Below are 21,121 nucleotides of genomic sequence, written 5' to 3'. Positions count from 1 at the left end.
ATCGGCACAGGTCGCCCGCGTGATCCTTCCGCCGTGGCAGCCGCCCCACAACGTTTTCCGCCGTTCGGACCCGACCCAAGGGATCATGTGAAGATTCGCCGCGCTCTCGCCACCGCCGTCGCCGCCGCCGTGACCGCCCCCGTCGTCCTGCTCTCCGTCACCCCCGCGTTCGCCGACACCAAGCCGGTGACGCAGACGCAGAACAAGCAGAGCAAGCCGACCATCAAGGAACTGGAGGCGGCCGCCGCCGAGGCGCAGAAGGCGTACGAAGAGGCTGTCAAGGCTCGCGACGAGGCCCAGATCACGGTGCGCAGGGCCCTTCAGGAACTGTCCGAGGACAGCCACCCCCTCGTGGCCGCCGCCAACGCCGCCAAGGAGGCCGCGAAGCTCGCCGCCGACGCGAAGGACGCCGCCGACAAGGCGGTGACCGAAGCGAAGACGGCCATCACCGAGCTGCCGGCCGACGCCACCGAGGAGCAGAAGACCGCCGCGGCGACCGCTCTCTCCGAGGCCGAGGCGACCGCGGCGACGGCTGCCACCGCCAAGACCGCCGCCGACACAAAGGCCGCCGACGCCCGCGAGGCGGTCACCGAGGCCCGGATCGAGGCGTTCCGCGCCGCCGGCGTGGCCGACAAGGCCCTCGAAGACGCGCTCGCCGCGAAGATCGCCGCCGACGCGGCGCTGGCCCAGGCCAAGAAGGAGGCGGAGGAGGAGGGCGAGGACTGCGAGCCCGAGAACGACCTCACCGCCAAGGTGACCGGCCTGCCGACCAAGCTCGTCGCCGGGACGACCACCGCCTTCTCGCTCCGGGTGACCAACGGCTCCGACCGGAACATGGACGAGATCATCACGTACGTCGGAGTCCACGCGACCGACAAGAGCGGTCTCAAGGACACGGGCAAGTTCTTCCGCCTCCAGTGGTCCTCCGAGTCGTCCCCGAAGTGGAAGAACGTCAAGGACGACTACATCGACGCCGTCGGCGCGCTGAAGCCCGGCGCCCGGACCGACCTGAAGATGCGCCTCACCCTCGACAAGGCCACCCCGGCCGGCAACGGTGTCGCCTTCATCGCGGCCGACTTCTACAACAAGGACGGCTCCTGCGGCGGGACGCCCGGCGCGGACATGTACGAGTTCGACGTGAAGGCCGCGGGCAGCAAGCCCGGCAAGACCGAGGACGCCAAGCCCAAGCCCGCCGGCACCACGAAGCCCGGCGGCAAGGGCTCCGGCCACCAGCCGCAGGGCTCGGCGTCGGGCACCCCGGCGAAGACGGGCACGGACGGCAGCCTCGCCGCCACCGGTTCGTCCTCCGCCACCACCTCGATCGCTCTCGCGGGCGGTGCGGCCGTGGTGCTCGGCGCGGCGGCGGTGTTCGTCGTCCGTCGCCGGAAGGCCGGTTCCGACGCCTGACGGCGAAGCGGAAGTCGCTGAGGCACTTCAAAGCGCTGAGGCGGTGAAGCGGAGAGGGCGGAGACCTGTACGGGTCTCCGCCCTCTCCCGTCGTCTCAGGGCATCGTCGCGCTCAACTCCGCGACAACTTGCCCCGCTTGAGTTGCAGCACCTCATCCGCCGCGTCGGCCACCTTCGCGGAGTGGGTCACCACGACGACGCACTTGCCGTCGTCGTGGGCCAGCTTGCGCAGCACCTCGACGATGCCGGCCGCGGTGTCCTGGTCGAGGCTCCCGGTGGGTTCGTCGGCGAAGAGGACGTCCACCTCGCAGGCCAGCGCGCGGGCGATCGCCACCCGCTGCTGCTGTCCGCCGGAGAGCTGCCGGATCCTGCGGTGGCGGTCCTCCTCCTCGATGCCGAGAAGGCCGAGGAGCTCGTTCGCGCGGTCCTTGCGGCCACGCCGGGCCGCACCGGTGATCTCCATGGCCGAGGTGACGTTCTGCACGGCGGTCAGGTAGCCGAGAAGGTTGAAGGACTGGAACACCGTGGCCGCGTGCCGCCGGCGATAGGTGTCCAGCCCCAGCCGGTCCAGCTCCTGGCCCCGGAAGCGCACCGTGCCCCCGCTTGGCGCGTCGAGGCCGCTGGCCAGCGAGAGGAGGGTGGTCTTGCCGCTCCCGGAGGGGCCGACGACCGCGTACATGCGGCCCTGTTCGAAGTCCTGGCTGACGCCCTTGAGGACCGTACGCTCCCGGGCGCGGTTGCCGACGGGGTAGCTCTTCCGGACGTCGACGAGCTGGAGGACCGGGCTCCGGCCGTCGTCCGTCGGTTCGGGGTGCGGCAGGGTCGGGTGCGGCATGGTCAGTCGCCCTTCGTGAGGATCTGGCGGGGCTTCAGTCGCAGGACGCGGTAGCCGGGTACGAGGGTGGCCGCGGCGGCGATGCCGAGGCCGGCCGCGCCGACCTGCCCGATGTCTCCCGCGGTGAGGCGGACGTCCAGCTCGTCCAGGGGCTCGGCCGCCGGCTGTTCCTCCTCGGGTGCCGCGCCCATGGAGTTGGCGTAGTCGTTCCGTTTCCCGGCGTCGGCGTCCTTCGCCGCCTCGGACACCTCACCGGCCAGCAGAACGCTTCCCGCCGTGCCGGCCAGCGCCTGGCTGGCGGGCACGGCGAGGCCGATCGCGATCAGCGCGCAGGCGGCGATCTCCACCAGGTGCTGGCCGAGCAGCCGCGGCTTGCGCTCACCCATGGCCAGCAGGATGCCGAGCTCCTGGCGGCGCTCGCGCAGCGAACCGGCCACGACCAGCGACACGACCGCCAGGCCGGCCAGCGAGACCAGCCACACCGTGAGCGTCGCGAAACCGGCGGTCCTGGCGATGGGTCCGACGAGCTGCTGGTACTGCTTGTCGTTCACCGCGAGCGGATAGATCTCCGGATCGAGGCCGAGCGCCTTCGCCTCCGCACGCAGCTTCGGCAGATCGTCCGGACCGCGCAGGGTGAAGGTGGCCTCCTGGATGTCCGGGCCCTCGCCGGTCGGCGCGACGGCCGACAGCGAACCGGCCGCGTCCGGCGAAGCGTAGACCAGGTTGGCCGGGTCGGCGAGCGCGGGCACGTACTGGCTGCTGGAGGCGGTGGCGGAAGCGTAGACACCGCCGACGGTGAACTCCTTCGGTGGCTGCGTGCTGCCGTCGCCGAGGAAGGGACGCACGGTGACCTTGTCGCCGACCTTCAGCTTGTTGGCCTCCGCGAGGCGTTTCTCCAGGACGAGGACGCCTCCCCGGGTCTCCGGCCCGATGCCCTTGCCGGCGACGATCTTCGAGGTGCCGTTGCGGAAGGCGGGCGTCGCGAGGAGGTCCCGTACTCCCTCGACCTTGAAGAAGTCGCCGGACTCCGTGTCGGTGGCGGGCGGCGGCGGTACGGCGCGGTAGAGCTTCAGCCGGTCCGTGGGCTGGCCCGCCGCCTCCACCTTGTAGCTGAACCCGGTGACGACCGGTGACGCGCCGAGGCGGTCGGCCTGCCCGCTGCGCAGCCGGTCGGAATCGTCGATCCGGACGCCGCTCGCGCCGCCGTTCTCCGCCTTCCCCGACGCCATGAGCGCGTTGATGTCCAGGGACAGCGTGGCCACCGCGCCCACCGTGCGCTTCGCCTCCGTCGCGGCTCGGTCGGCCGCCGACCGGATGAGGAAGCCGGAGAGGACAAGGGCGCAGATGACGAAGAACAGGCCGGTCAGCATCAGGGCCTTGCCGGGGGTGGCGGTCAGCCGCCACCAGGCCCGTTTGAACAGGTTCATGGAATCTTTTCTCTTCGCGGTCGACGACGGGCGGACGGACGGCTCACGCTAGGAAGCGGGCGTTATCGGCGGCGTTCGGCGCCGGGCCGGACCGGGCGGGCTCTCATACGTCGTCCACATGCGGGCTCTGATAGTCATGGGGCGCGCCCATAGTCATGGGGCCGCCCCTGGTCATGGGGCGCGCCCACTCCGGGACGCATGCACGTATGCACGTATGCACGTATGCAGAGAAGTGGTGCCGTCCGCCCCTACTGGCTGGCGGGCGGCCACCCCACGCGAGAAGAGGCGACACCGGCGATGCGTGTGCTGATCGTCGAGGACGAGGAGTTCATGGCCGAGGTCATCGGGCTCGGCCTGCGCCGCGAGGGCATCTCGTCCGACGCCGTCCACGACGGCGGGGCGGCGCTGGAGAAGCTGTCGGTCAACGACTACGACATCGTGGTCCTCGACCGGGACCTGCCGGGCGTCCACGGCGACGAGGTCTGCCGCCGTACGGTCGCGGAGCACCCCGGCTGCCGGATCCTGATGCTGACCGCCGCGGGCCGCCTCGGCGACAAGGTGGCGGGCCTCGGCCTCGGGGCCGACGACTACCTCCCCAAGCCCTTCGACTTCCCGGAGCTGGTGGCTCGGCTCCGCGCCCTCTACCGCCGGGCCGCCCCCGCACACGCCCCGACGCTGTCCCTCGGGGACCTCACGCTGGACACCCACCGGCGGCGGGCCGAGCGGGCGGGCCGGGAGATCCGGCTGACGCCGAAGGAACTGGCCGTCCTGGAGCTGCTGATGCGGGCGGAGGGCGGGGTGCTCGGCGCGGAGTACCTACTGGAGAAGGCGTGGGACGAGGCGGCCGACCCGTTCACCAACGCGGTGCGTCTGGTGATCCACACCCTGCGGCGCAAGCTGGGCACGCCGCCGCTGCTGCACACCTCGGTCGGCGCCGGCTACTACCTGGCGGAGCAGCCGTGACCGCACAGCTCCGGGTCAGCATCCACACCCGGCTCTTCCTCGGCTTCGCTGCCGTCCTGGTGGTCTCCGGGGCCCTGATGGTGGCCGCGGTCTACCTCGGTACGCGGTTCCTGCCCTCCTACGACCTGGGCAGCACGCCCGCCCACACCGACTTCGTGCCGGGCGGTCCGGCGGACAGCCTCCCCGCACCGTTCCGCACCGTCGACCCGCCGCCCTCGTACGCCGACACGCAGGTGATCCGTTCCAAGGAAGACGTGTGGGACACCGTGCTCACCGTGTCCGTCGCGGGCGCGTCGCTGGTGGCCGCGCTGGGCCTGGCCGCCGGGTGGCTGCTCTCCCGCCGCCTGCTGGCCCCGCTGCACACCATCAACCGGGCGGCGGCCCGCGCGGGCACGGGCGATCTGTCGTACCGGATCCACGCCGACGGGCCGAACGACGAGCTCCGCCAGCTCGCCGACACCTTCGACGACACCCTGGACCGGCTGGAACGCTCCTTCGAGGCCCATCAGCGCTTCGCCGCCAACGCCTCCCACGAGCTCCTCACTCCGCTGGCCACCACCCGTACCGCGCTGCAACTCGCGCAGACGGACGCGTCGGGCCGCGAACTGAGCCGGCTCGCCCCCAAACTGGCCGCCGTCAACGAGCGCAGCATCGAGATCGTGCACGGCCTGCTGCAACTCGCCGGCGCCGAGCACGCCCGGCCCGACACGGAACCGGTCGACCTGGCGGAGATCACCGCGGAGGTCTGCGAGGAGCTGGCCCCCCGCGCCCGGGCCGCCGGGATCACCCTGGAGACCGACCTCGGGACCGCTGCCGGGGGCCGTACGGAGACCGCTAACCGGGCCGGTACGGAGACGGCTGCCGGGGCCCGTACGAAGACCGTTTCCCGGGCCGGTACGGAGGCCGCTGCCGGGGCCCGTACGCAGACCGGCCGGACGCTCGCGGGAAACACCGCCCTGCTGCGCCGGCTGGTGCACAACCTGATCGACAACGCGCTCACGCACAACGTCCCGGGCGCGGACGGCTGGGTGCACGTGTCCGTCCGCAACGGCCACACCGGCCGCACCGGCCCCGACGGTCCGGGTCCGGTCCATCCGGTCTCCCTGGAGGTCTCCAACTCCGGCCCCGTACTGGACCCCGAGCACACCGACCGTCTCTTCGAGCCGTTCCACCGCGCCGCCCCCCGCGTGCGCAGCGACCGGACCGGACACGGTCTGGGTCTCGCCATCGCCGAAGCGGTGGTCCGCGCCCACCACGGCACGATCACCGCGACGGCCGGACCCGGCGGGGGCCTGACCGTGCGGGCGGACTTCCCCGGGGACGCCTGAGCCGGGCTTCGTCCGTCCACCGGCCCCCGGCCCCGGCCCCGGGTCAGGTTCCGGACCTCCCGCCCCGGCCATCAGCCGGTGCGGGAGGTCCGGAACCTGCGCCGGTACTCCGTCGGCGTCGCGTTCAGCCTCCGCCGGAAGGCGCGTACCAGGGTGTCCACCGTGCCGAACCCGCAGACGGACGCGATGCGTTCGAGGGTGGCGTCGGAGGACTCCAGTTCGTTGCGCGCCTTCTCGACCCGGACGGACTCGATGTACGCGTGCGGGGTCGTGTTCAGCTCGGTCCTGAAGATCCGGGTGAGGTGGCGGTCGCTGACGTGCGCGTGGGCGGCGAGGTCCACGACGGTGAGCCGGCGGCCGAGGTTGCGCAGGATGTGGTGGCGGAGGTCCTCGATGCGCCTGGTCGGCGAGATCTGCTCCAGCGGAACGCTGAACTGGCTCTGGCCGCTCGGCCGCTTCAGATACATCACGAGCTGGCGGGCGACCCGCAGGGCGACGGCCTCGCCGAGGTCGTCGGCGACGAGGGCGAGGGACAGGTCGAGGCAGGCGCTGATCCCGGCCCCGGTCCAGACGTCGCCCTCGCGGATGAAGATCGGGTCGGCGTCGACCTCGATCTCCGGGTGCGCGGCGGCGAGCTGGGGCGCGGTCGACCAGTGGGTGGTGGCGCGCCTGCCGTCGAGCAGCCCGGCGGCGGCCAGCAGATGCGCCCCGACGCAGACGGAGGCGGTCCGCCGGCTCCGCCCGGCGAGTTGCCTCACCCGCTCCACCAGCGCGGGGTCGACGAGGGCGCGCACCCGGCGCTCGCCGTCGATCTCCACCGAGCCGGGGACGATGAGGGTGTCGATGCTCCGCCCGGCCACCTCGTCGAAGGTGAGATCGGGGAGGACGCGGACCCCGGCCCCGGTGGTGACGGGGTCCATGGACGCGGCGGCCAGGACGACCTCGTAGCCGTCCGCGTCCTCGGCTTCGCGCCGGGCGAGCGAGAACACCTCCGGCGGACCGGTGACGTCGAGCAGGTCGACGCCCTCGAAGAGGACGATGACGACGAGTCGTCCGACGGTGTCCATGCCCGATCTCCCTGTTCAGCCGTACGTCCGGTGGCGGCTGCCACCCGCCCGCCTTGAGTGGCAGCTGCCCCAAAAGCGCATGTCGGTATCTGCATGTTAGACGTCATTGCGGACATCCCTGCCCGGGTCCTAGCGGGGGAAGCGGCTCACCGACCGAGCCCCACCGGCCGAGCCCATCCCTCCCCGATCCCTCCCCGATCCCTCCCCGACGTACGACACCCCGAGGCGGTACACCCATGTCCCGAACCACCCTGCGCGAACTCAACGGCTTCGACGCGACCCCGGCCGCGCTCGCCGGCTCCACGCTGATCCTGGTCGACTACCAGAACACCTACACCCGCGGCGTGATGGAACTCGACGGCTGGCAGGACGCGCTGGACGCCGCCGCGCGGCTGCTGGCCCGGGCCCGCGAGGCGGGGACCAAGGTCGTCCATGTCATCAACGACGGCGGCGAGGGAACTCCGTACGACATCCAGGCCGAGATCGGGCAGATCTGCCCGGCCGTCGCCCCGGCCGACGGCGAGACCGTCGTCGTCAAGAAGGCTCCGGACTCCTTCCACGGCACCGACCTGGGCGAGCACGTCCCGGCGGGCGGGGACGTGATCATCGCGGGCTGGATGACCCATATGTGCGTGGCGTTCACGGCCCAGGGCGCGTTCCTGCGCGGCAACCGCCCCACGGTCGTCGCCGACGCCTGCGCGACCCGGTCCCTGCCCGTCGCCGGGACCGACCTCGACGCCCAGCAGGTGCACCACGCCGCGCTGGCCACCATCGGCGACCTGTACGGGGTGGTCGTCCCGACGCAGGAGTCCCTGAGGTAGCCGGGGAGCGGGCGGCCCCGGGCCGGAAAATCCACGCGCGCCCCCTCCGTACCGCGTGATACACCTCCCTGCCATGACCGACCTGATGACGCCATGACCGCCGACCTGGTGACGCCATGACCGACCTGGTGACCGAGCGGCTCGTCCTGCACCCGATATCCGTGGCCGAGGCCGAACAGATGGTGGCGGGCCGGCCGGCCGCCGGCACGGCCTGGGAGCCCGGATTCCCGACCGAGGACGACGTGTCCGTGGCCAAGCGCTTCCTGGAACGCTGCTCGTCCACGGACGATCCCCGGCCGTTCGGCCCGTACGCGATCCGCCGCCGCTCCGACCACCGGGTGATCGGCGGCGTGGACTTCCACAGCCCCCCGGACGAACACGGCCACGTCACGATCGGCTACGGCGTCGTACCGTCGGCCCAGGGGAAGGGCTACGCCTCCGAAGCTCTCCGCGCCCTCCTGTCGTTCGCCCGGGCCGGCGGCGTCGTCTCGGTGAAGGGCGACGCCGACCACGACAACGTCGCGTCCCAGCGCGTGATGACGGCGGCGGGAATGCTCCCGGTCGGGGAGGACGAACGCGTTACCTATTTCGCCGTCACCTGGAGCGATACGGCGAGGTGAACCCCGCCGGCCGGACGCTCCGCCGTACCGCCGTACCGCGTCAGTCGGTGGCACCGCTGTTCCGCGCCTGCCGGTGACACCGCCGTACCGCTGTTCCGCTGTTCCGCGTCAGCCGGTGGCGCCCCGTGGTGCCCCGTGGTGCCGCAGTACGGCCACGGCCCGGTCCAAGGCCGAGTCCCTCGTGACGTCAGATCACCGGGTCACCGGGTCACCGGGCCCCGCCGTGTCCGGTCACCAGCACCGAGCGCAGATGGGCACGCAGCGTCCTGCGCACACGTTCGGTGCCGAGTGACCCGTGCGGTGTCACCGCGTCGAGGATCAGACCGCCCAGCAGCGCGATGAGCCGCTCCGCCTCCTCGGCCGGCCCGGGCACGTCGAGAACGTCCAGGGCCCGCGTGATCACCTGCCGCATGTCGGCGGCCATCCGTTCGGTCACGGGGCGGAAGATCGGATTCACCCGTGCCGCGACGATGAACTCCACCAGCACGATCGACTCGACGCGCCGTTCGTCGTCGAGCGGCAGCAACTCCTCGACGAGGGCCTGCAACGCGTCCACGGCACACTCGCCGTCGAGTCCGACCAGGGTGTCGGTCGCACAGCGGGTGAGCCTCTTCCCCATACGGTCGCCGACTTCGGTCACGGCCGCGACGAGAAGATTGCGATGATCGTCGAAATAGTGTCGCACCGACCCGATGTTCAGCCCCGACTCGGCGGCTACCTTCCGCAGCGAAAGACCGGTTATTCCCTCAGCGACCAAGAGGCGGAAAGCCGCCTCGATAACATCCTTGCGACGCTGTTCGAGATCGATCCGAGCTGGCATTTCCCCAAAATATCACAGCCGTGACAACACCGAACGGCCTCGCCGTGCTCGCCCGTTCCGGGTCGGGGGAGGGCAGCGCTCAGCCGCGTCGGCGCACGACGCGCTTCTCGTCCCACACCGGATCGGGCGACTCGCGGACGGTACCGTCGGAGCCGAAGACCAGGAACCGGTCGAAGTCCCGGGCGAACCACCGGTCGTGCGTCACCGCGAGCACCGTGCCCTCGAAGCCGCGGAGCCCGTGCTGCAACGCCTCGGCGGAGACGAGGTCGAGGTTGTCGGTGGGTTCGTCCAGCAGGAGCAGCGTCGTACCGCCGAGTTCGAGCAGGAGGATCTGGAAGCGGGCCTGCTGCCCGCCGGACAGCGAGTCGAACTCCTGCTCCGCCGCACCCGCCAGCTCGTAACGCGCCAGCACCCGCGACGCCTCCTCGCGCGGCAGACCCTCCCGCCGCTCGTCCCCGCGGTGCAGGATGGACACGAGCGTGCGGCCGGCGAGATCGGGCCGCCCGTGGACCTGCGCGAACCAGCCGGGACGCACCCGCGCGCCCAGCCGCGCCACGCCCTGGTGCGACACGGGCTCGACCGGAAGGTCGCCCACCGGCTCGTGCTCGGGCTCGGGGGCGCTGCCGCCGGCGGCGAGCAGGCGCAGGAAGTGCGACTTGCCCGAACCGTTGGAACCGAGCACGGCGACCCGGTCGCCGAACCGGACCTCCAGGTCGAACGGCTTCATCAGCCCGGTCAGTTCCAGGCCGGCGCAGATCACGGCCCGCTTTCCCGTACGCCCTCCGCGCAGCCGCATCGCCAGATGCTGCTCGCGCGGGCGGGCGGGCGGCGGACCCGCGCTCTCGAACCGGTCGAGACGAGTCTGCGCGGAACGGTAACGCGAGGCCATGTCCGAGTTGTAGGAGGCCTTCTGCCGGTACATCTGCACGAGCGCCTTCAGCTTGGCGCGCTCCTCGTCCCAGCGGGTACGCATCTCGTCGAACCGCTCGAACCGGTCGGTCCGCGCCCGGTGGTAGCTGTCGAAACCGCCCGGGTGGACCCAGGCCGTGTTCCCCGCCGCGCCGAGCTCGACCGTGATGACGCTCTGCGCCGTGCGCGCCAGCAGCTCGCGGTCGTGACTGATGTACAGGACGGTCTTCGGGGTCTCCAGGAGACGGTCCTCCAGCCAGCGCTTGCCGGGAACGTCCAGGTAGTTGTCGGGCTCGTCGAGCATCAGCACCTGGTCGGGGCCGCGCAGCAGCGCCTCCAGGACGAGCCGCTTCTGCTCGCCGCCCGACAGCGAGTCCACCGCGCGCCGCCCGCACCGGTCGAAGGGGACGCCGAGCGCCTCGGTGGTGCACACGTCCCACAGCACTTCGGCCTCGTAGCCGCCGGCGTCGCCCCAGTCCGCCAGCGCGGCCGCGTAGGCCAACTGCGCCTTGGTGCCCCCGCTCGACTCCAGGGCCGCTTCCGCCGCGTCCACGACGGCGGCGGCCCGGCGGATCCGGGGATCCGCCACCGACAGCAGCAGGTCGCGCACCCGGTCGCCGTCACGGGCGATGAACTGCCGCATGACGCCCAGGCTTCCGCCCCGGCTCACCGCACCACTGTGCGCCGCGAGGTCCCCGGCGATGATCCGCAGCAACGTGGTCTTGCCTGACCCGTTGGCCCCGATCAGCGCGACCTTGGCCCCCTCCCCGACCCGGAACGCGATCTCGTCCAGCAACACCCTGCCGTCCGGCAGCCCGTAAGAAACAGAGTTGACATCGATATATCCCACAGCCGCGACATTATCACGACTGTGATAAACGAGACCCTGTAATTTCGTCCGCCACTGCGATCGCGGACGGAACGAACTCCCCGACGCTCTCCGCGACACCGTCGGTGAGACGCGAAGAGGGGCGACAGGCCCGAAGACCCGCCGCCTCTTCCTCCACGGACGGGTTACCGGATGACCGTGATCCGGTCCCTGCGCAGACACAGCCGCTGCGCCACCCGCCCCCTCACGACCTCGACGTCACCTGGTCCGACCCGACAGGGCCCCTGACCGACGCCGCCCCGAGCTGGCACGATCCAGCCATGGGAAACATCTACGACTACTACGCGGCCACCGACGACAGCCAAGCCCTCGCGCTCTTCGAAGACGGCTGCACGGACGACCCGTTCGGCATGCTCGGCCTCAAAGGGGCAGACCCCTACCTGCTTCTCGGAACCGTCGAAGCTCATCTGACAGGAGTATCCGAGGAGCAAGTGGAAGCTGACCCCCGCTTCTGCGAACTGCTCAACGACGCCGAGCACGAAGGGCCCTGGCTCGTCTCGCTCACGGACAGCCTCCGTGACGCCCTCGCGACGGCCACCCCGGAGCGCCTGCTGGAAACCGCCACCGCATGGACCCACACGGAGGACGGTGACGGAGAGGACCCGGCGCTCCTGGCCGACTTCCTGGAACGCCTCAGCGAACTCGCCCGCGATGCCCGGCCGCGACGGAGCCTGTACTGCGGCATGTCCCTTTAGGGAACTGCACATCGGGAACAGATCCGTCCGACCGGATCGCGCGCCGGTGCGAACCGGTGCGTGCCCACGTATCCCGACCGGATCGTGCGCCACCGCGACCTGGTGAAGCGCGACATCAACTACTCAAAGAAACAAGAGAAAGAACCCCACCCCACCCACCCCCGGCGACCACCTGACGCATCCCAGGGGCGCGTCACCCACACGGGTGAGGTTTACCAACTCAACTCGCTTTCGGGCGGGTTGTCCGGCATATGCTCACGCCAGCAACACCCCACCCGACATACGTCGGCCCCCGACCGGGACTGCAATCCCAACCGAGGGCCTGACCACCAAGGAAGAGAACAGCTTCCCGATGGATACCCAGCAGAATACTGCGCTCACGCGCGCCCTGGCAGAGATTCCCGGGCCCCTCCCGGCCCGAGGCGTGATCCACATCGCGATCCCGCACACCGACCGCTTCACCGTCGTCGGCAACCACCTCGCCCAGCACCCCGACCTCAGCTGCACCGCAGTCGGCATCGCCGTACGCATCCAGTCACTGCCCCAAGGGATCGAAGTCGGCATCAAGGCGCTCGCCGCCCGCTGCCGGGAAGGCGAGAAGCGCATCGCCGCCGCCCTGCGCGAACTGGAAGCCTTCGGCTACCTGCAACGCGTCCGCGACCGACTGCCCAGCGGGCGGGTCATCACCCGCACGGTCTTCTGCAACCAGCCGACAGCGCTGTTACGCCCGCGCCGCCCGGCAGCCCCGCAACACCCCGCCGCACCTGCCCCACGCCCGACACCGGCACCAGCACCAGCACCGGCCCAGGTGCCCACGTCCGCTCCCGCCCCGGCCCTCGCCTCGCCGCCCGAACCGCAGGTGTCCGAGCCCCCGCCCGTACCACCGCCGCCCCTCTTCGCAGCGCCCCCCGGCCCCCTTTTCGTACCGCTGGTCCCGCCCCCGACCGCACCCAAGCCGCCGCCTGCCCCCCTCCCCGAGCCGGACGAACTCACCCCGGAACTGGGCCGCGCGGCCACCGCGCTCCTCAGCGATCTACGCCGTCACGCACCTCAGTTCACGCTCTCCGAGACCGACGTCCGTCAACTGGTGCCCGGCGTCGCGGCCTGGCTCGAACGGGCGGCCCGCCCCGACGCCGTCCGCCGCATCCTCACCACCGACCTGCCCCACCCGCTCAGGCATCCCGCCAAACTTCTCAAACACCGGCTGACCGCCCTGCTGCCACCGCCACTGCCCGGCTCCCACGACCTGGTCTCCCCGGCGCGCCCCCGCATCACCGTCACGCCCTTCCAGACCTGCGACGACTGCGACCGCGCCTTCCGCTCCCCCACCCCCGGCCACTGCCGCGACTGCCGCGAACACCGCGACCACCACACGCACCGCGAACACCGAAGCGAGGACGCACGGGCCGCCGCCTGACCGGGAACACCTGGACCAGCAGGGGCCATCGAACCGGCATGCGCGCCCGGCGGCGTCCTACGAAGGCGTTTTCCCCGTCCAGTTCTGCTGCCGCACCCGACGCCTCATGTCCCGGGCGGACACGGTGACCGCGATCAGGACCGGGACCGCCGCGGCGATCCCGACCCAGAGAACGAGCGCGAGGTAGCCGTAGGCGGCGTTGCGCGTGTCCTGGTCCGCCCATACGAGGAAGACGATGCTCGTCACCAGCGCGAACGCCGTGAGGGCGGCGGCGACGACGGAGGCCCAGGTGAGAACGACCGTCCACCGCCGGTAGGAAGCGGTCACCTCACGGACCCGCGGTGGCGCGTACACCCCGTGCGGCGCAAGGGGCGGCGCAACGGGCGGCGGGCCCCAGCGCGGGGGAGGCTGCTGGTCGGACATGGAGCCCAGTTCTACTGGGCCCGGACCCGGAACACCACCCTCACGTCTTCAGGCCGTCCCACATGTCGGCGCTGAAGCTGCGCACCAGGGCGACCAGCGCCGCCCCGAGCCGCCAGTCCGTCTCCGGCGCGTGCAGATGAAGCTTGCTGCCTCGGGCCCTGAACTCCAGGGGCATGCTGCCGCCCGCACGCCATCGGATGCGCCGGGGGGCGCGCGCGGCCCCGCCCTCGTTGCCGGGGATGCCGTCGAGGACGGAGAAGATGACGACCACCACCATCAGAGGCAGACACAGCCACCACACGAACCACCACACGATCCGGCCCTTGTAGCCCACCGCCTCGGGGCCGCCGGCCGGGGCCACGGTCCAGCGCGTGCGAAGGCCCCTGCCTCGGAACGCCTTCTCGCGCACGATCGTGCCGAGGTGCTCGCCGTGCGCGCCGAGGACGTGGAAGGTGGCGACGCCACCGGCGGCGGACCGGGTCACCACCGTGGCCACCCGCTCCCGGCGGTCCTCGTCGGCCCAGAGCACGAAGGAGCGGGCGCCGCTCTTGCGGGCCGCGAGATAGGCGGGTACGCCGCCGGGCGGCAGCTCGCGCTCCGGGTACGCGACAGCGCGGGCCGGTCCCGGTCCTTCGGAGAAGTCGATCGCGTCCGCGACCGTGGTGGACGTGAGTTTTCGGCGCCTTCGCCGGACGCTGTTCATCCTCAGTACGTTGCTCACCCGGCGGGCTCCTCGGGAACGGGGTCGTGGTGTGTACGGCAACCGGATCCCCACCCTAGGGAAAAGAGGGAAGGGGCGGCAGGCCCGCCGGCCTGCCGCCCCTTCACCCACCAGGAGTTACTGAATGACCGTGATCCGGTCCGTCGCCGGCGGGGCCAGCGGGGCGGTGGCCGTGGAGTGGGTCGCCAGGTAGGCGTTGAACAGGTCCAGGTCGGAGGCGCCGACCAGCTTGTTCGTGCCCTGGCCGAGGGCCGCGAAGCCGTCGCCGCCGCCCGCGAGGAACTCGTTCATCGCGACGCGGTAGGTCCTGGCCGGGTCGATCGCCGCACCGTTCAGCTTGATGGTGCCGGCGACCACGCGGTCCGCGCCGCTCTTCGTCAGGTCGAGGGTGTAGGTGAGGCCCTCGGAGATCTGGAGGATCTTCGGGCTGGCCGCGTTGGAGCCGCTGACCTGCTGCTGGAGCGCGGTGACCAGCTGGGCGCCGGTCAGGTCGACGACGTTCATCATGTTGGTGAACGGCTGCACGGTGAACGCCTCGCCGTAGGTGACGACCCCGTCGCCCTCACCGCCCGACGCCTTGTGCACCAGGTCCGCGCGGATGCCGCCCGGGTTCATGAACGCCACCTCCGCGCCGCCCTTGTCGGCCGGGGCGAGGCCTTCGAGCTGGGCGTCGGCGATGACGTTGCCGAGCGGCTTCTCGGGGGCCGTGGAGCCGCGGCCGTTGATGTCGGCGCTGATCCAGCCCTGCGGCTTGCTCGCGATCGGGGCGGCGAGCTTGTTCCAGCGGTCGATCAGGCGCGTCATGTCGGTGGCCCTGGCCTGGTCGCGGGTCACGACGTGGTTCGCGGACTTCACCGACGTACGGACGATGTCCTTGGTGCGGCGGTCGTAGGTGAGCGTGGTGTCCGTGTACACCTTGCCGAACGACGAGGCCGAGGTGACCATGCGCGGCTGGCCCGAGGGGTCCGGGACGGTGCACACGTACGCCTGGTGGGTGTGGCCCGTGACCAGGGCGTCCACCTTCGGCGTGATGCCCTTCGCGATGTCGACGATCGGGCCGGAGATGCCGTCGCCCGCGCCGGGGCTGTCGCAGTCGTAGTTGTACGAGGTGGAGGCCGGGGCCCCGCCCTCGTGGATCAGCGCGACGATGGACTTGACGCCCTTGCGGTCCAGCTCGCGGGCGTACTTGTTGATCGTCTCGACCTCGTCGTGGAACTTGAGGCCCTTGACGCCGTTCGCGGTGACGATGTCCGGGGTGCCCTCCAGCGTCACACCGATGAAGCCGATCCTGACGCCGTTCTTCTTCCAGACGGTGTACGGCTTCAGAAGCGGCTTGCCGGTCTTCTCCTTGGTCACGTTGGCCGCGAGGTAGGGGAAGTCCGCTCCCTCGAACTTCTTGCCCTTCTCGTAGCAGCCCTCGACCGGGTGGCAGCCGCCGTTCTGGAGGCGGGCCAGCTCGGCCGCACCCTCGTCGAACTCGTGGTTGCCGACCGCCGTGACGTCCAGGTCGAGGCCGTTCAGCGCCTCGATCGTCGGCTCGTCATGGAAGAGGCCCGACAGCAGCGGGCTCGCGCCGACCATGTCGCCGCCGGCCGCCGTGACGGAGTACGGGTTGCCCTTGCGCGCGGTGCGCAGCGAGGTCGCCAGGTACTCGACGCCACCGGCCGGGATCGCCTTCACCGTGCCGTCGGGCTGCGTCTCGGAGACGTTGCCCGCCGAACCGGCCGGCGGCTCCAGGTTGCCGTGCAGGTCGTTGAACGACAGCAACTGCACGTCGACGGTACGGGGCTGGTGGCCGTGCCCGTGGCCGTGGCCCCGCTCCTGGGCGCCGGCCGGCATCGCGGCGACGAGGGCGCCCACGGTGGCCAGACCGGCCGTGGCGGCGAGCACCCGCCGTGTCGCACGGTTCTTCTGCGGAGTCGCTGGCATCGGTCCCCTTGTATGTCAGTGCTGTCGGTGGTGGCAGTCGTGTCTCTGGTGTCACGTCTGGGATCCTGCGTGCCGCAGCCTAGAGTCAACGCGCGTAGCGCAACAGGTGTTCGGGGTTACGGACTGGTTGCCATCCGGCCAAATGGCTCGTCAGGAACGTCCCCACACGCGCCCGGATCACCCGTATGGCTCACATATCCGGGCAGAAACGTCACGGCACGCATCACCACCGGAAACCTGTACGCCATGGAGAACGAACTCACGACCACGGCGAAGGTGCCGGCCCAACAGCGGCAACCGTCGGCAGAACACTCCGCCGGACTTCCCGACGGCTTCCTCGACATGGTCGACGACCTCAAGACGATCGTCCGCGGCTCCCATGTCCGTGCACAGCTCACGGTCAACACCGAGATGCTGCGGATGTACTGGGAGATCGGGCGGACCATCCTGGAGCGGCAACGTGGGGAGAAGTGGGGCACGAAGGTCATCGAGCGGATCGCCACGGAGCTGCGGACGGAGTTCCCGCAGCAGCGGGGATTCAGCCGGTCCAACCTTCACTCCATGCAGCAGATGGCCAGGATCTGGCCCGACTCAATTGTCCAACAGCCTGTTGGACAATTGCCCTGGGGCCACGTCGTCCTCATCATGGGCAAGTGCGCGACCCGCTTCGAGCGGGACTTCTACGCCCAGCACGCCGTCCACCACGGCTGGTCCCGTACGCATCTGGAGTCGGTGATCCACCGGCAGCTGCACCTCGCCGAAGGCGCCGCCGCGAACAACTTCGACGTCAGCCTGCCCGGGAAGTCCGACGCCGCACGGCAGATTCTCAAGGACCCCTACCGCCTCGACTTCACCGAACTCACGGGCCGGCCGACGGAGCGCGATCTGGAGGACGCGCTGGTCGACAACCTCGTGCGGTTCCTGACCGAACTGGGCGTCGGGTTCGCCTTCGTCGGGCGTCAGTACCCCATCGTGGTCGGCGACTCGGAGTACCGCATCGATCTTCTCTTCTACCACTGCAAGCTGCACTGTTACGTCGTGCTGGAGCTGAAGACCCGTAAGGCACGGGCCGAGCACTTCGGGCAGCTCGGGTTCTACGTCTCGGTGGTGGACGACCTGGTCAGGGACAAGGAGCGGGACGAGCCCACGCTCGGCATCCTGATCGCCGAGAGCCGGGACCGGGCCATGGTGGAGTACGCCCTGCGCGGGTACAACACGCCGCTGGCCGTCAGCACGTACGCAGGGCTTCCCGAAGGGGTGCGCGAGCTGCTGCCCAGTGCGGAGGACCTCTCCCGCATCGCGGACAACGTCCTCAACGCCACGCCTCCGTCCGAGGACGCCTGACCGCCCTCCGTCCAAGGCCGCACACCGACCCGGCTCCCTCACGGTCCGCGGCACCGCCACCCCACCACGCCCCCGCCGGGCACGCCCGTCGCCGTACGCTCGGAGGCATGACGACTGACGCACCCCTCCCCGCTCCCGGACGCGAGGTCCACACCCTCGACGCACTCGACTCCGCGCAGGCCGACGCCGTCCTCGCCCTGCTCGCCGAGGCAGCCAGGTCGGACGGCCGGCAGGCGGTCTCCGAGCAGGGCAGGCTACGGATCCGGGGCGGCCACCGCGACGGCGTACGGCACTTCCTCCTCACCGTCGACGGAGCGCTCGCCGGGTACGCCCAGCTGGAGGACACCGACCCGGTGGAGGCCCCGGCCGCCGAGCTGGTCGTCCACCCCGACCGGCGCGGCAGCGGGCACGGCCGGGCGCTGGGCGCGGCCCTCCTCGCCGCGACCGGCAAGCGGCTGCGGGTCTGGGCGCACGGCGGCAGCTCCGCCGCCCGCCACCTGGCCCAGGTCCTCGGCCTCTCCCTCTTCCGCGAGCTGCGCCAGCTCCGGCGGAGCCTGATCCCCCTCGACCTGGCGGAGCCGGTCCTGCCGGAGAGCGTCACCGTACGGACCTTCGAGCCGGGCCGTGACGACGCCGCCTGGCTCGCCGTGAACCGGGCCGCGTTCGCCCACCACCCCGAGCAGGGATCCCTGACCCAGCAGGACCTGGACGACCGCAAGGCCGAGCCCTGGTTCGACCCGAAGGGCTTCTTCCTGGCCGAGCGGGACGGGGAGCTCGTCGGCTTCCACTGGACGAAGGTCCACGCCGAGGAGCGGCTCGGCGAGGTGTACGTGGTCGGCGTCCTGCCCGAGGCCCAGGGCGGCGGCCTCGGCAAGGCGCTGACCTCGATCGGGCTTCACCACCTGGCCGCCGAGACGCTGCCCACCGCGATGCTCTACGTGGACGCGGACAACACGGCGGCCGTGACGGTGTACGAGCGCATGGGCTTCACCACGCACGAGGTGGATTTGATGTACCGCACGGAGTCCTGAACCCCCCGTCAGACATCCCCGGGGCGGCGTCACTTGACGCCGCCCCTTCTTTGCACCACCCTTTCACTACTCAATTAGTGAAAGGGTGGTGCAGCGCATGACAGCCGAATCCGCAGCGGTCGAGTTCCGCATCGACCGGCGCAGCGGCGTCGCCACCTATCTCCAGATCGTCCAGCAGACGAAGCAGGCCCTGCGCCTGGGTGTACTCGAACCGGGCGACCGGCTGCCGACCGCCCGCGAGGTCGTGGAAGCCACCGCGATCAACCCGAACACGGTCCTCAAGGCCTACCGCGAGCTGGAGCGCGAAGGCCTCGTCGAGGCCCGCCGCGGGCTCGGCACCTTCGTCCGCAGGACGCTCGGCACGCTGGGCGGCGCGGCCGAAGCGACCGCCGCCGACGCACCGCTGCGCACCGAACTCGCCGACTGGGCCCGCCGGGCCCGGGCGGCCGGCCTGGAGAAGGACGACGTCGGCGCGCTCTTCACCGCCGTACTGGACAGCACGTACAAGGGGGACGAGGAACGATGACCGGCGTCGCGATCGAGGCACACGGCCTCGGAAGGACCTACGGGCGCGGGGGCGGCCGCCACCGCGCCCTGCACGACTGCTCGTTCCGGCTGCCCGCCGGCCGCGTCTGCGCCCTCGTCGGGCCCAACGGCGCCGGCAAGTCGACCCTGTTGAACCTGGCGGCCGGGCTGGACCGCCCCAGCGCCGGGTCCCTCACCGTCCTCGGCTCCACCGTCCCCGGCGACGTACGCGACCGCGTCGCCTTCGTCTCCCAGGACAAGCCCCTGTACCCGCAGCTCACCGTCGCCGACACCCTGTGGGCCGGGGCCGAGCTGAACCCGGGGCGCTGGGACCGCGCCACCGCCGACCGGATCGCCGGACCGCTGCCGCGCAAGGCGCGTGTCCGCACCCTTTCCGGCGGGCAGCGCACCCGCCTGGCACTGGCCCTCGCACTCGGCAAGCGGCCCGAACTGATGCTGCTGGACGAGCCGATGGCCGACCTCGACCCCCTCGCCCGGCACGAGCTGATGGGCGTCCTGATGGCGGAGACCGCCGAGCACGGCACCAGCATCGTGATGTCCTCGCACATCCTCACCGAGCTGGAGGGCGCCTGCGACTACCTCCTGTTCGTCGACGGCGGGCGCGTCCGGCTCGGCGGCGAGGCCGAGGACATCGTCTCCGCCCACGCCCTCGTCACCGGCCGGACGCGGGACCTTTCCCCGCACACCGTCGTCGAATCCCGCACGACGGGACGTCAGCTCACCGCGCTCGTCAGGAAGGAGGGCCCCGTGGACACCACCGCCTGGGCCGTCACGGAACCGTCCCTGGAGGAGCTGCTGCTCGCCCACCTCCGCTCCCCGGACGCCCCGCCGCTGCTGACGCCGAGCGCCAGCGTCGTCGCGGGCGCGGCCGATGCGGAGGTGGCGGCCGCATGAGCACGCTGACGCCCCCGAAGCCCGACGCGGTCACGGCCGCGCCCGCCCGCGCCACCTTGCGGGGGCCCGTGCGGGTGGTGCTGCGGGTGCACCGCAAGGCCCTCTGGGCCGGGGCCGCCCTGTTGGTCATCGGCATCGTCATCGTCGTCGCGCTCCGCGTCTGGATGGCCTCCTCGAAGGAGCTGTGCGCGGACGGTGACATCACGCCGTGCGGCGGCCCCGTCTATCAGCCCAGCTACGCCCGTACGTCCACCGAGGTCTTCCTGTCCGACGGCGGCACGGTGCTGCTCCTGCTGGCGGGGCTCATCGGCGTCTTCGTCGCGGGCCCGCTGATCGCCCGCGAACTGGAGAGCGGCACCTTCCGGCTGGCCTGGGCGCAGTCGGTCTCCCCCGCACACTGGCTCGCCGCCCGGCTGGCCGTGCCCACCGCGCTGGCTGTCATCGGTCTGACGGCCCTGATCGCCGTCTACCGCTGGGGGCTGTGGGCGCTCCGGGGATACCCGTACTCGCACCTGACCAACTGGTACGGCCCCGGTATCTTCCCCGGAACCGGGCCCGCCGCCCTCGGCTTCGCGTTGCTGGCCGTCGCGGTCGGTGCGCTGTGCGCTGTCTTCGTTCGCCGCACCCTGCTGGCCATGTCCCTCACCGCCCTCGGCCTCGGCACGACGGCCGTCGCCCTGTCCACGTGGCGGCACCTGCTGTGGCCGACCGTCCTCCGGAAGAACGCCGATGCCGTCAGACTCAGCCCCTCCGACTGGGACATCGACATGGGCATGATCACAGCGTCGGGCCAGAGGCTGTACTGGGAGGACTGCAGCGACGCCGTCATGACGCAGAGCGTCGAGGCCTGCATGCGCGAGCGGGGCGCCGTCGCCCACTTCGCCGAGTACCACCCCGCCTCCCACTACTGGCCCCTCCAGCTCGTCGAGACCGGCATCCTGCTCGCCCTCGCCGCGCTCGCCGTGTTCGCCGCCTTCCGGGTCCTGCGCCGCCTGCACAACTGAGCGGACCAGCCCGGTACGGGCCGCCGTCCGG

Annotated in this window: 20 protein-coding genes and 1 pseudogene; 12 read left to right on the top strand and 9 right to left on the bottom strand. The window is 71.4% G+C overall.

The features are described 5' to 3' along the window. The first annotated feature begins 87 nt into the window (after positions 1-87). Positions 88-1,407 carry an LPXTG cell wall anchor domain-containing protein gene (locus tag AB0F29_RS37840; RefSeq protein ID WP_361882408.1) on the top strand — a complete coding sequence of 440 codons (1,320 nt, stop codon included), beginning with the start codon at positions 88-90 and terminating at the stop codon, positions 1,405-1,407. Positions 1,408-1,519: 112 nt separating this feature from the next. Here the strand turns inward: AB0F29_RS37840 and AB0F29_RS37835 are convergent, their stop codons facing one another. Together AB0F29_RS37835 and AB0F29_RS37830 are read right to left on the bottom strand one after the other, a co-directional pair. Beyond that, complete coding sequence (locus tag AB0F29_RS37835; protein WP_361882405.1) at positions 1,520-2,242, bottom strand: ABC transporter ATP-binding protein; 723 nt, start codon at positions 2,240-2,242, stop codon at positions 1,520-1,522. 2 nt (positions 2,243-2,244) lie between these two features. Then, on the bottom strand, positions 2,245-3,669 hold the full coding sequence (locus tag AB0F29_RS37830) for an ABC transporter permease (protein WP_361882402.1): 1,425 nt from the start codon (positions 3,667-3,669) through the stop codon (positions 2,245-2,247). Positions 3,670-3,966: 297 nt separating this feature from the next. Here AB0F29_RS37830 and AB0F29_RS37825 point away from each other — a divergent pair, with 297 nt between their 5' ends. Further along, positions 3,967-4,632 (top strand): response regulator transcription factor, encoded by a 666-nt coding sequence (locus AB0F29_RS37825; RefSeq protein ID WP_018959884.1) that lies wholly within the window; start codon positions 3,967-3,969, stop codon positions 4,630-4,632. Continuing rightward, complete coding sequence (locus AB0F29_RS37820; protein WP_361882399.1) at positions 4,629-5,960, top strand: HAMP domain-containing sensor histidine kinase; 1,332 nt, start codon at positions 4,629-4,631, stop codon at positions 5,958-5,960. Before AB0F29_RS37825 ends, AB0F29_RS37820 begins: the two co-directional genes overlap by 4 nt. A 71-nt stretch (positions 5,961-6,031) precedes the next feature. Here AB0F29_RS37820 and AB0F29_RS37815 read toward each other — a convergent pair whose 3' ends face one another. Then, positions 6,032-7,027, bottom strand: a complete 996-nt coding sequence (locus AB0F29_RS37815) for a DJ-1/PfpI family protein (protein WP_361882396.1) — start codon at positions 7,025-7,027, stop codon at positions 6,032-6,034. Positions 7,028-7,263: 236 nt separating this feature from the next. On the opposite strand from AB0F29_RS37815, the gene AB0F29_RS37810 reads away from it, so the two are divergent. Together AB0F29_RS37810 and AB0F29_RS37805 are read left to right on the top strand one after the other, a co-directional pair. Further along, a complete protein-coding gene (locus AB0F29_RS37810; RefSeq protein ID WP_361882393.1) occupies positions 7,264-7,848 on the top strand; it encodes an isochorismatase family protein in 585 nt (194 codons plus the stop codon). A gap of 116 nt (positions 7,849-7,964) precedes the next feature. Further along, positions 7,965-8,468: a GNAT family N-acetyltransferase gene (locus AB0F29_RS37805; RefSeq protein ID WP_361882390.1), complete on the top strand. Its 504-nt coding sequence runs from the start codon at positions 7,965-7,967 to the stop codon at positions 8,466-8,468. Positions 8,469-8,676: 208 nt separating this feature from the next. Here AB0F29_RS37805 and AB0F29_RS37800 read toward each other — a convergent pair whose 3' ends face one another. From AB0F29_RS37800 to AB0F29_RS37790, 3 genes and pseudogenes are all read right to left on the bottom strand, one after another. Beyond that, the gene (locus tag AB0F29_RS37800) at positions 8,677-9,108 is read right to left on the bottom strand and encodes a TetR family transcriptional regulator C-terminal domain-containing protein (RefSeq protein ID WP_361882434.1); all 432 of its coding nucleotides are present in this window, start codon (positions 9,106-9,108) and stop codon (positions 8,677-8,679) included. Positions 9,109-9,171: 63 nt separating this feature from the next. Beyond that, positions 9,172-9,288, bottom strand: a pseudogene (locus tag AB0F29_RS37795) (TetR/AcrR family transcriptional regulator); the annotation flags it as partial. A gap of 79 nt (positions 9,289-9,367) precedes the next feature. Then, positions 9,368-11,047 (bottom strand): ATP-binding cassette domain-containing protein, encoded by a 1,680-nt coding sequence (locus AB0F29_RS37790; RefSeq protein ID WP_361882387.1) that lies wholly within the window; start codon positions 11,045-11,047, stop codon positions 9,368-9,370. A gap of 299 nt (positions 11,048-11,346) precedes the next feature. Between AB0F29_RS37790 and AB0F29_RS37785 the strand changes: the two genes are divergently transcribed. After that, positions 11,347-11,781, top strand: coding sequence for a hypothetical protein (locus AB0F29_RS37785; protein WP_361882384.1), 435 nt, complete (start codon positions 11,347-11,349; stop codon positions 11,779-11,781). Between the two features lie 352 nt (positions 11,782-12,133). Next, a complete protein-coding gene (locus tag AB0F29_RS37780) occupies positions 12,134-13,198 on the top strand; it encodes a hypothetical protein (protein WP_361882381.1) in 1,065 nt (354 codons plus the stop codon). A 57-nt stretch (positions 13,199-13,255) separates the two neighbouring features. On the opposite strand, the gene AB0F29_RS37775 is transcribed toward AB0F29_RS37780, so the two are convergent. The 3 genes from AB0F29_RS37775 to AB0F29_RS37765 form a co-directional block, all read right to left on the bottom strand. Next, entirely contained in the window at positions 13,256-13,621 is a 366-nt protein-coding gene (locus tag AB0F29_RS37775) for a hypothetical protein (protein ID WP_361882378.1), read from the bottom strand. 40 nt (positions 13,622-13,661) lie between these two features. After that, on the bottom strand, positions 13,662-14,342 hold the full coding sequence (locus AB0F29_RS37770; protein WP_361882375.1) for a hypothetical protein: 681 nt from the start codon (positions 14,340-14,342) through the stop codon (positions 13,662-13,664). Positions 14,343-14,459: 117 nt separating this feature from the next. Further along, positions 14,460-16,271, bottom strand: a complete 1,812-nt coding sequence (locus AB0F29_RS37765) for a bifunctional metallophosphatase/5'-nucleotidase (protein ID WP_361882372.1) — start codon at positions 16,269-16,271, stop codon at positions 14,460-14,462. 246 nt (positions 16,272-16,517) lie between these two features. On the opposite strand from AB0F29_RS37765, the gene AB0F29_RS37760 reads away from it, so the two are divergent. From AB0F29_RS37760 to AB0F29_RS37740, 5 genes are all read left to right on the top strand, one after another. Further along, positions 16,518-17,615 carry a PDDEXK nuclease domain-containing protein gene (locus AB0F29_RS37760; RefSeq protein WP_361882369.1) on the top strand — a complete coding sequence of 366 codons (1,098 nt, stop codon included), beginning with the start codon at positions 16,518-16,520 and terminating at the stop codon, positions 17,613-17,615. A gap of 107 nt (positions 17,616-17,722) precedes the next feature. Beyond that, positions 17,723-18,646 carry a mycothiol synthase gene (mshD, locus tag AB0F29_RS37755; RefSeq protein ID WP_361882366.1) on the top strand — a complete coding sequence of 308 codons (924 nt, stop codon included), beginning with the start codon at positions 17,723-17,725 and terminating at the stop codon, positions 18,644-18,646. 97 nt (positions 18,647-18,743) lie between these two features. Beyond that, complete coding sequence (locus AB0F29_RS37750; RefSeq protein ID WP_361882363.1) at positions 18,744-19,172, top strand: GntR family transcriptional regulator; 429 nt, start codon at positions 18,744-18,746, stop codon at positions 19,170-19,172. Continuing rightward, positions 19,169-20,086 carry an ABC transporter ATP-binding protein gene (locus AB0F29_RS37745; RefSeq protein WP_361882360.1) on the top strand — a complete coding sequence of 306 codons (918 nt, stop codon included), beginning with the start codon at positions 19,169-19,171 and terminating at the stop codon, positions 20,084-20,086. Before AB0F29_RS37750 ends, AB0F29_RS37745 begins: the two co-directional genes overlap by 4 nt. Beyond that, positions 20,083-21,090 (top strand): ABC transporter permease, encoded by a 1,008-nt coding sequence (locus tag AB0F29_RS37740; RefSeq protein WP_361882357.1) that lies wholly within the window; start codon positions 20,083-20,085, stop codon positions 21,088-21,090. The genes AB0F29_RS37745 and AB0F29_RS37740 overlap by 4 nt, the downstream gene beginning before the upstream one ends. The last annotated feature ends 31 nt before the right edge of the window (positions 21,091-21,121 follow it).

Origin of the sequence: Streptomyces sp. NPDC026589, from assembly GCF_040638385.1 — a bacterium.
Classification (GTDB): domain Bacteria; phylum Actinomycetota; class Actinomycetes; order Streptomycetales; family Streptomycetaceae; genus Streptomyces.
This window is presented reverse-complemented; position numbering and strand designations above follow the sequence as displayed.

What these genes read in the sequence shown, in the direction of transcription:
- AB0F29_RS37775 (WP_361882378.1), bottom strand. Translation starts at nt 13,621, where the DNA reads ATGTCCGACCAGCAGCCTCCCCCGCGCTGGGGCCCGCCGCCCGTTGCG.
- AB0F29_RS37805 (WP_361882390.1), top strand. Translation starts at nt 7,965, where the DNA reads ATGACCGACCTGGTGACCGAGCGGCTCGTCCTGCACCCGATATCCGTG.
- AB0F29_RS37745 (WP_361882360.1), top strand. Translation starts at nt 19,169, where the DNA reads ATGACCGGCGTCGCGATCGAGGCACACGGCCTCGGAAGGACCTACGGG.
- AB0F29_RS37750 (WP_361882363.1), top strand. Translation starts at nt 18,744, where the DNA reads ATGACAGCCGAATCCGCAGCGGTCGAGTTCCGCATCGACCGGCGCAGC.
- AB0F29_RS37785 (WP_361882384.1), top strand. Translation starts at nt 11,347, where the DNA reads ATGGGAAACATCTACGACTACTACGCGGCCACCGACGACAGCCAAGCC.
- AB0F29_RS37830 (WP_361882402.1), bottom strand. Translation starts at nt 3,669, where the DNA reads ATGAACCTGTTCAAACGGGCCTGGTGGCGGCTGACCGCCACCCCCGGC.
- AB0F29_RS37760 (WP_361882369.1), top strand. Translation starts at nt 16,518, where the DNA reads ATGGAGAACGAACTCACGACCACGGCGAAGGTGCCGGCCCAACAGCGG.
- AB0F29_RS37815 (WP_361882396.1), bottom strand. Translation starts at nt 7,027, where the DNA reads ATGGACACCGTCGGACGACTCGTCGTCATCGTCCTCTTCGAGGGCGTC.
- mshD (WP_361882366.1), top strand. Translation starts at nt 17,723, where the DNA reads ATGACGACTGACGCACCCCTCCCCGCTCCCGGACGCGAGGTCCACACC.
- AB0F29_RS37810 (WP_361882393.1), top strand. Translation starts at nt 7,264, where the DNA reads ATGTCCCGAACCACCCTGCGCGAACTCAACGGCTTCGACGCGACCCCG.
- AB0F29_RS37835 (WP_361882405.1), bottom strand. Translation starts at nt 2,242, where the DNA reads ATGCCGCACCCGACCCTGCCGCACCCCGAACCGACGGACGACGGCCGG.
- AB0F29_RS37780 (WP_361882381.1), top strand. Translation starts at nt 12,134, where the DNA reads ATGGATACCCAGCAGAATACTGCGCTCACGCGCGCCCTGGCAGAGATT.
- AB0F29_RS37825 (WP_018959884.1), top strand. Translation starts at nt 3,967, where the DNA reads ATGCGTGTGCTGATCGTCGAGGACGAGGAGTTCATGGCCGAGGTCATC.
- AB0F29_RS37740 (WP_361882357.1), top strand. Translation starts at nt 20,083, where the DNA reads ATGAGCACGCTGACGCCCCCGAAGCCCGACGCGGTCACGGCCGCGCCC.
- AB0F29_RS37765 (WP_361882372.1), bottom strand. Translation starts at nt 16,271, where the DNA reads ATGCCAGCGACTCCGCAGAAGAACCGTGCGACACGGCGGGTGCTCGCC.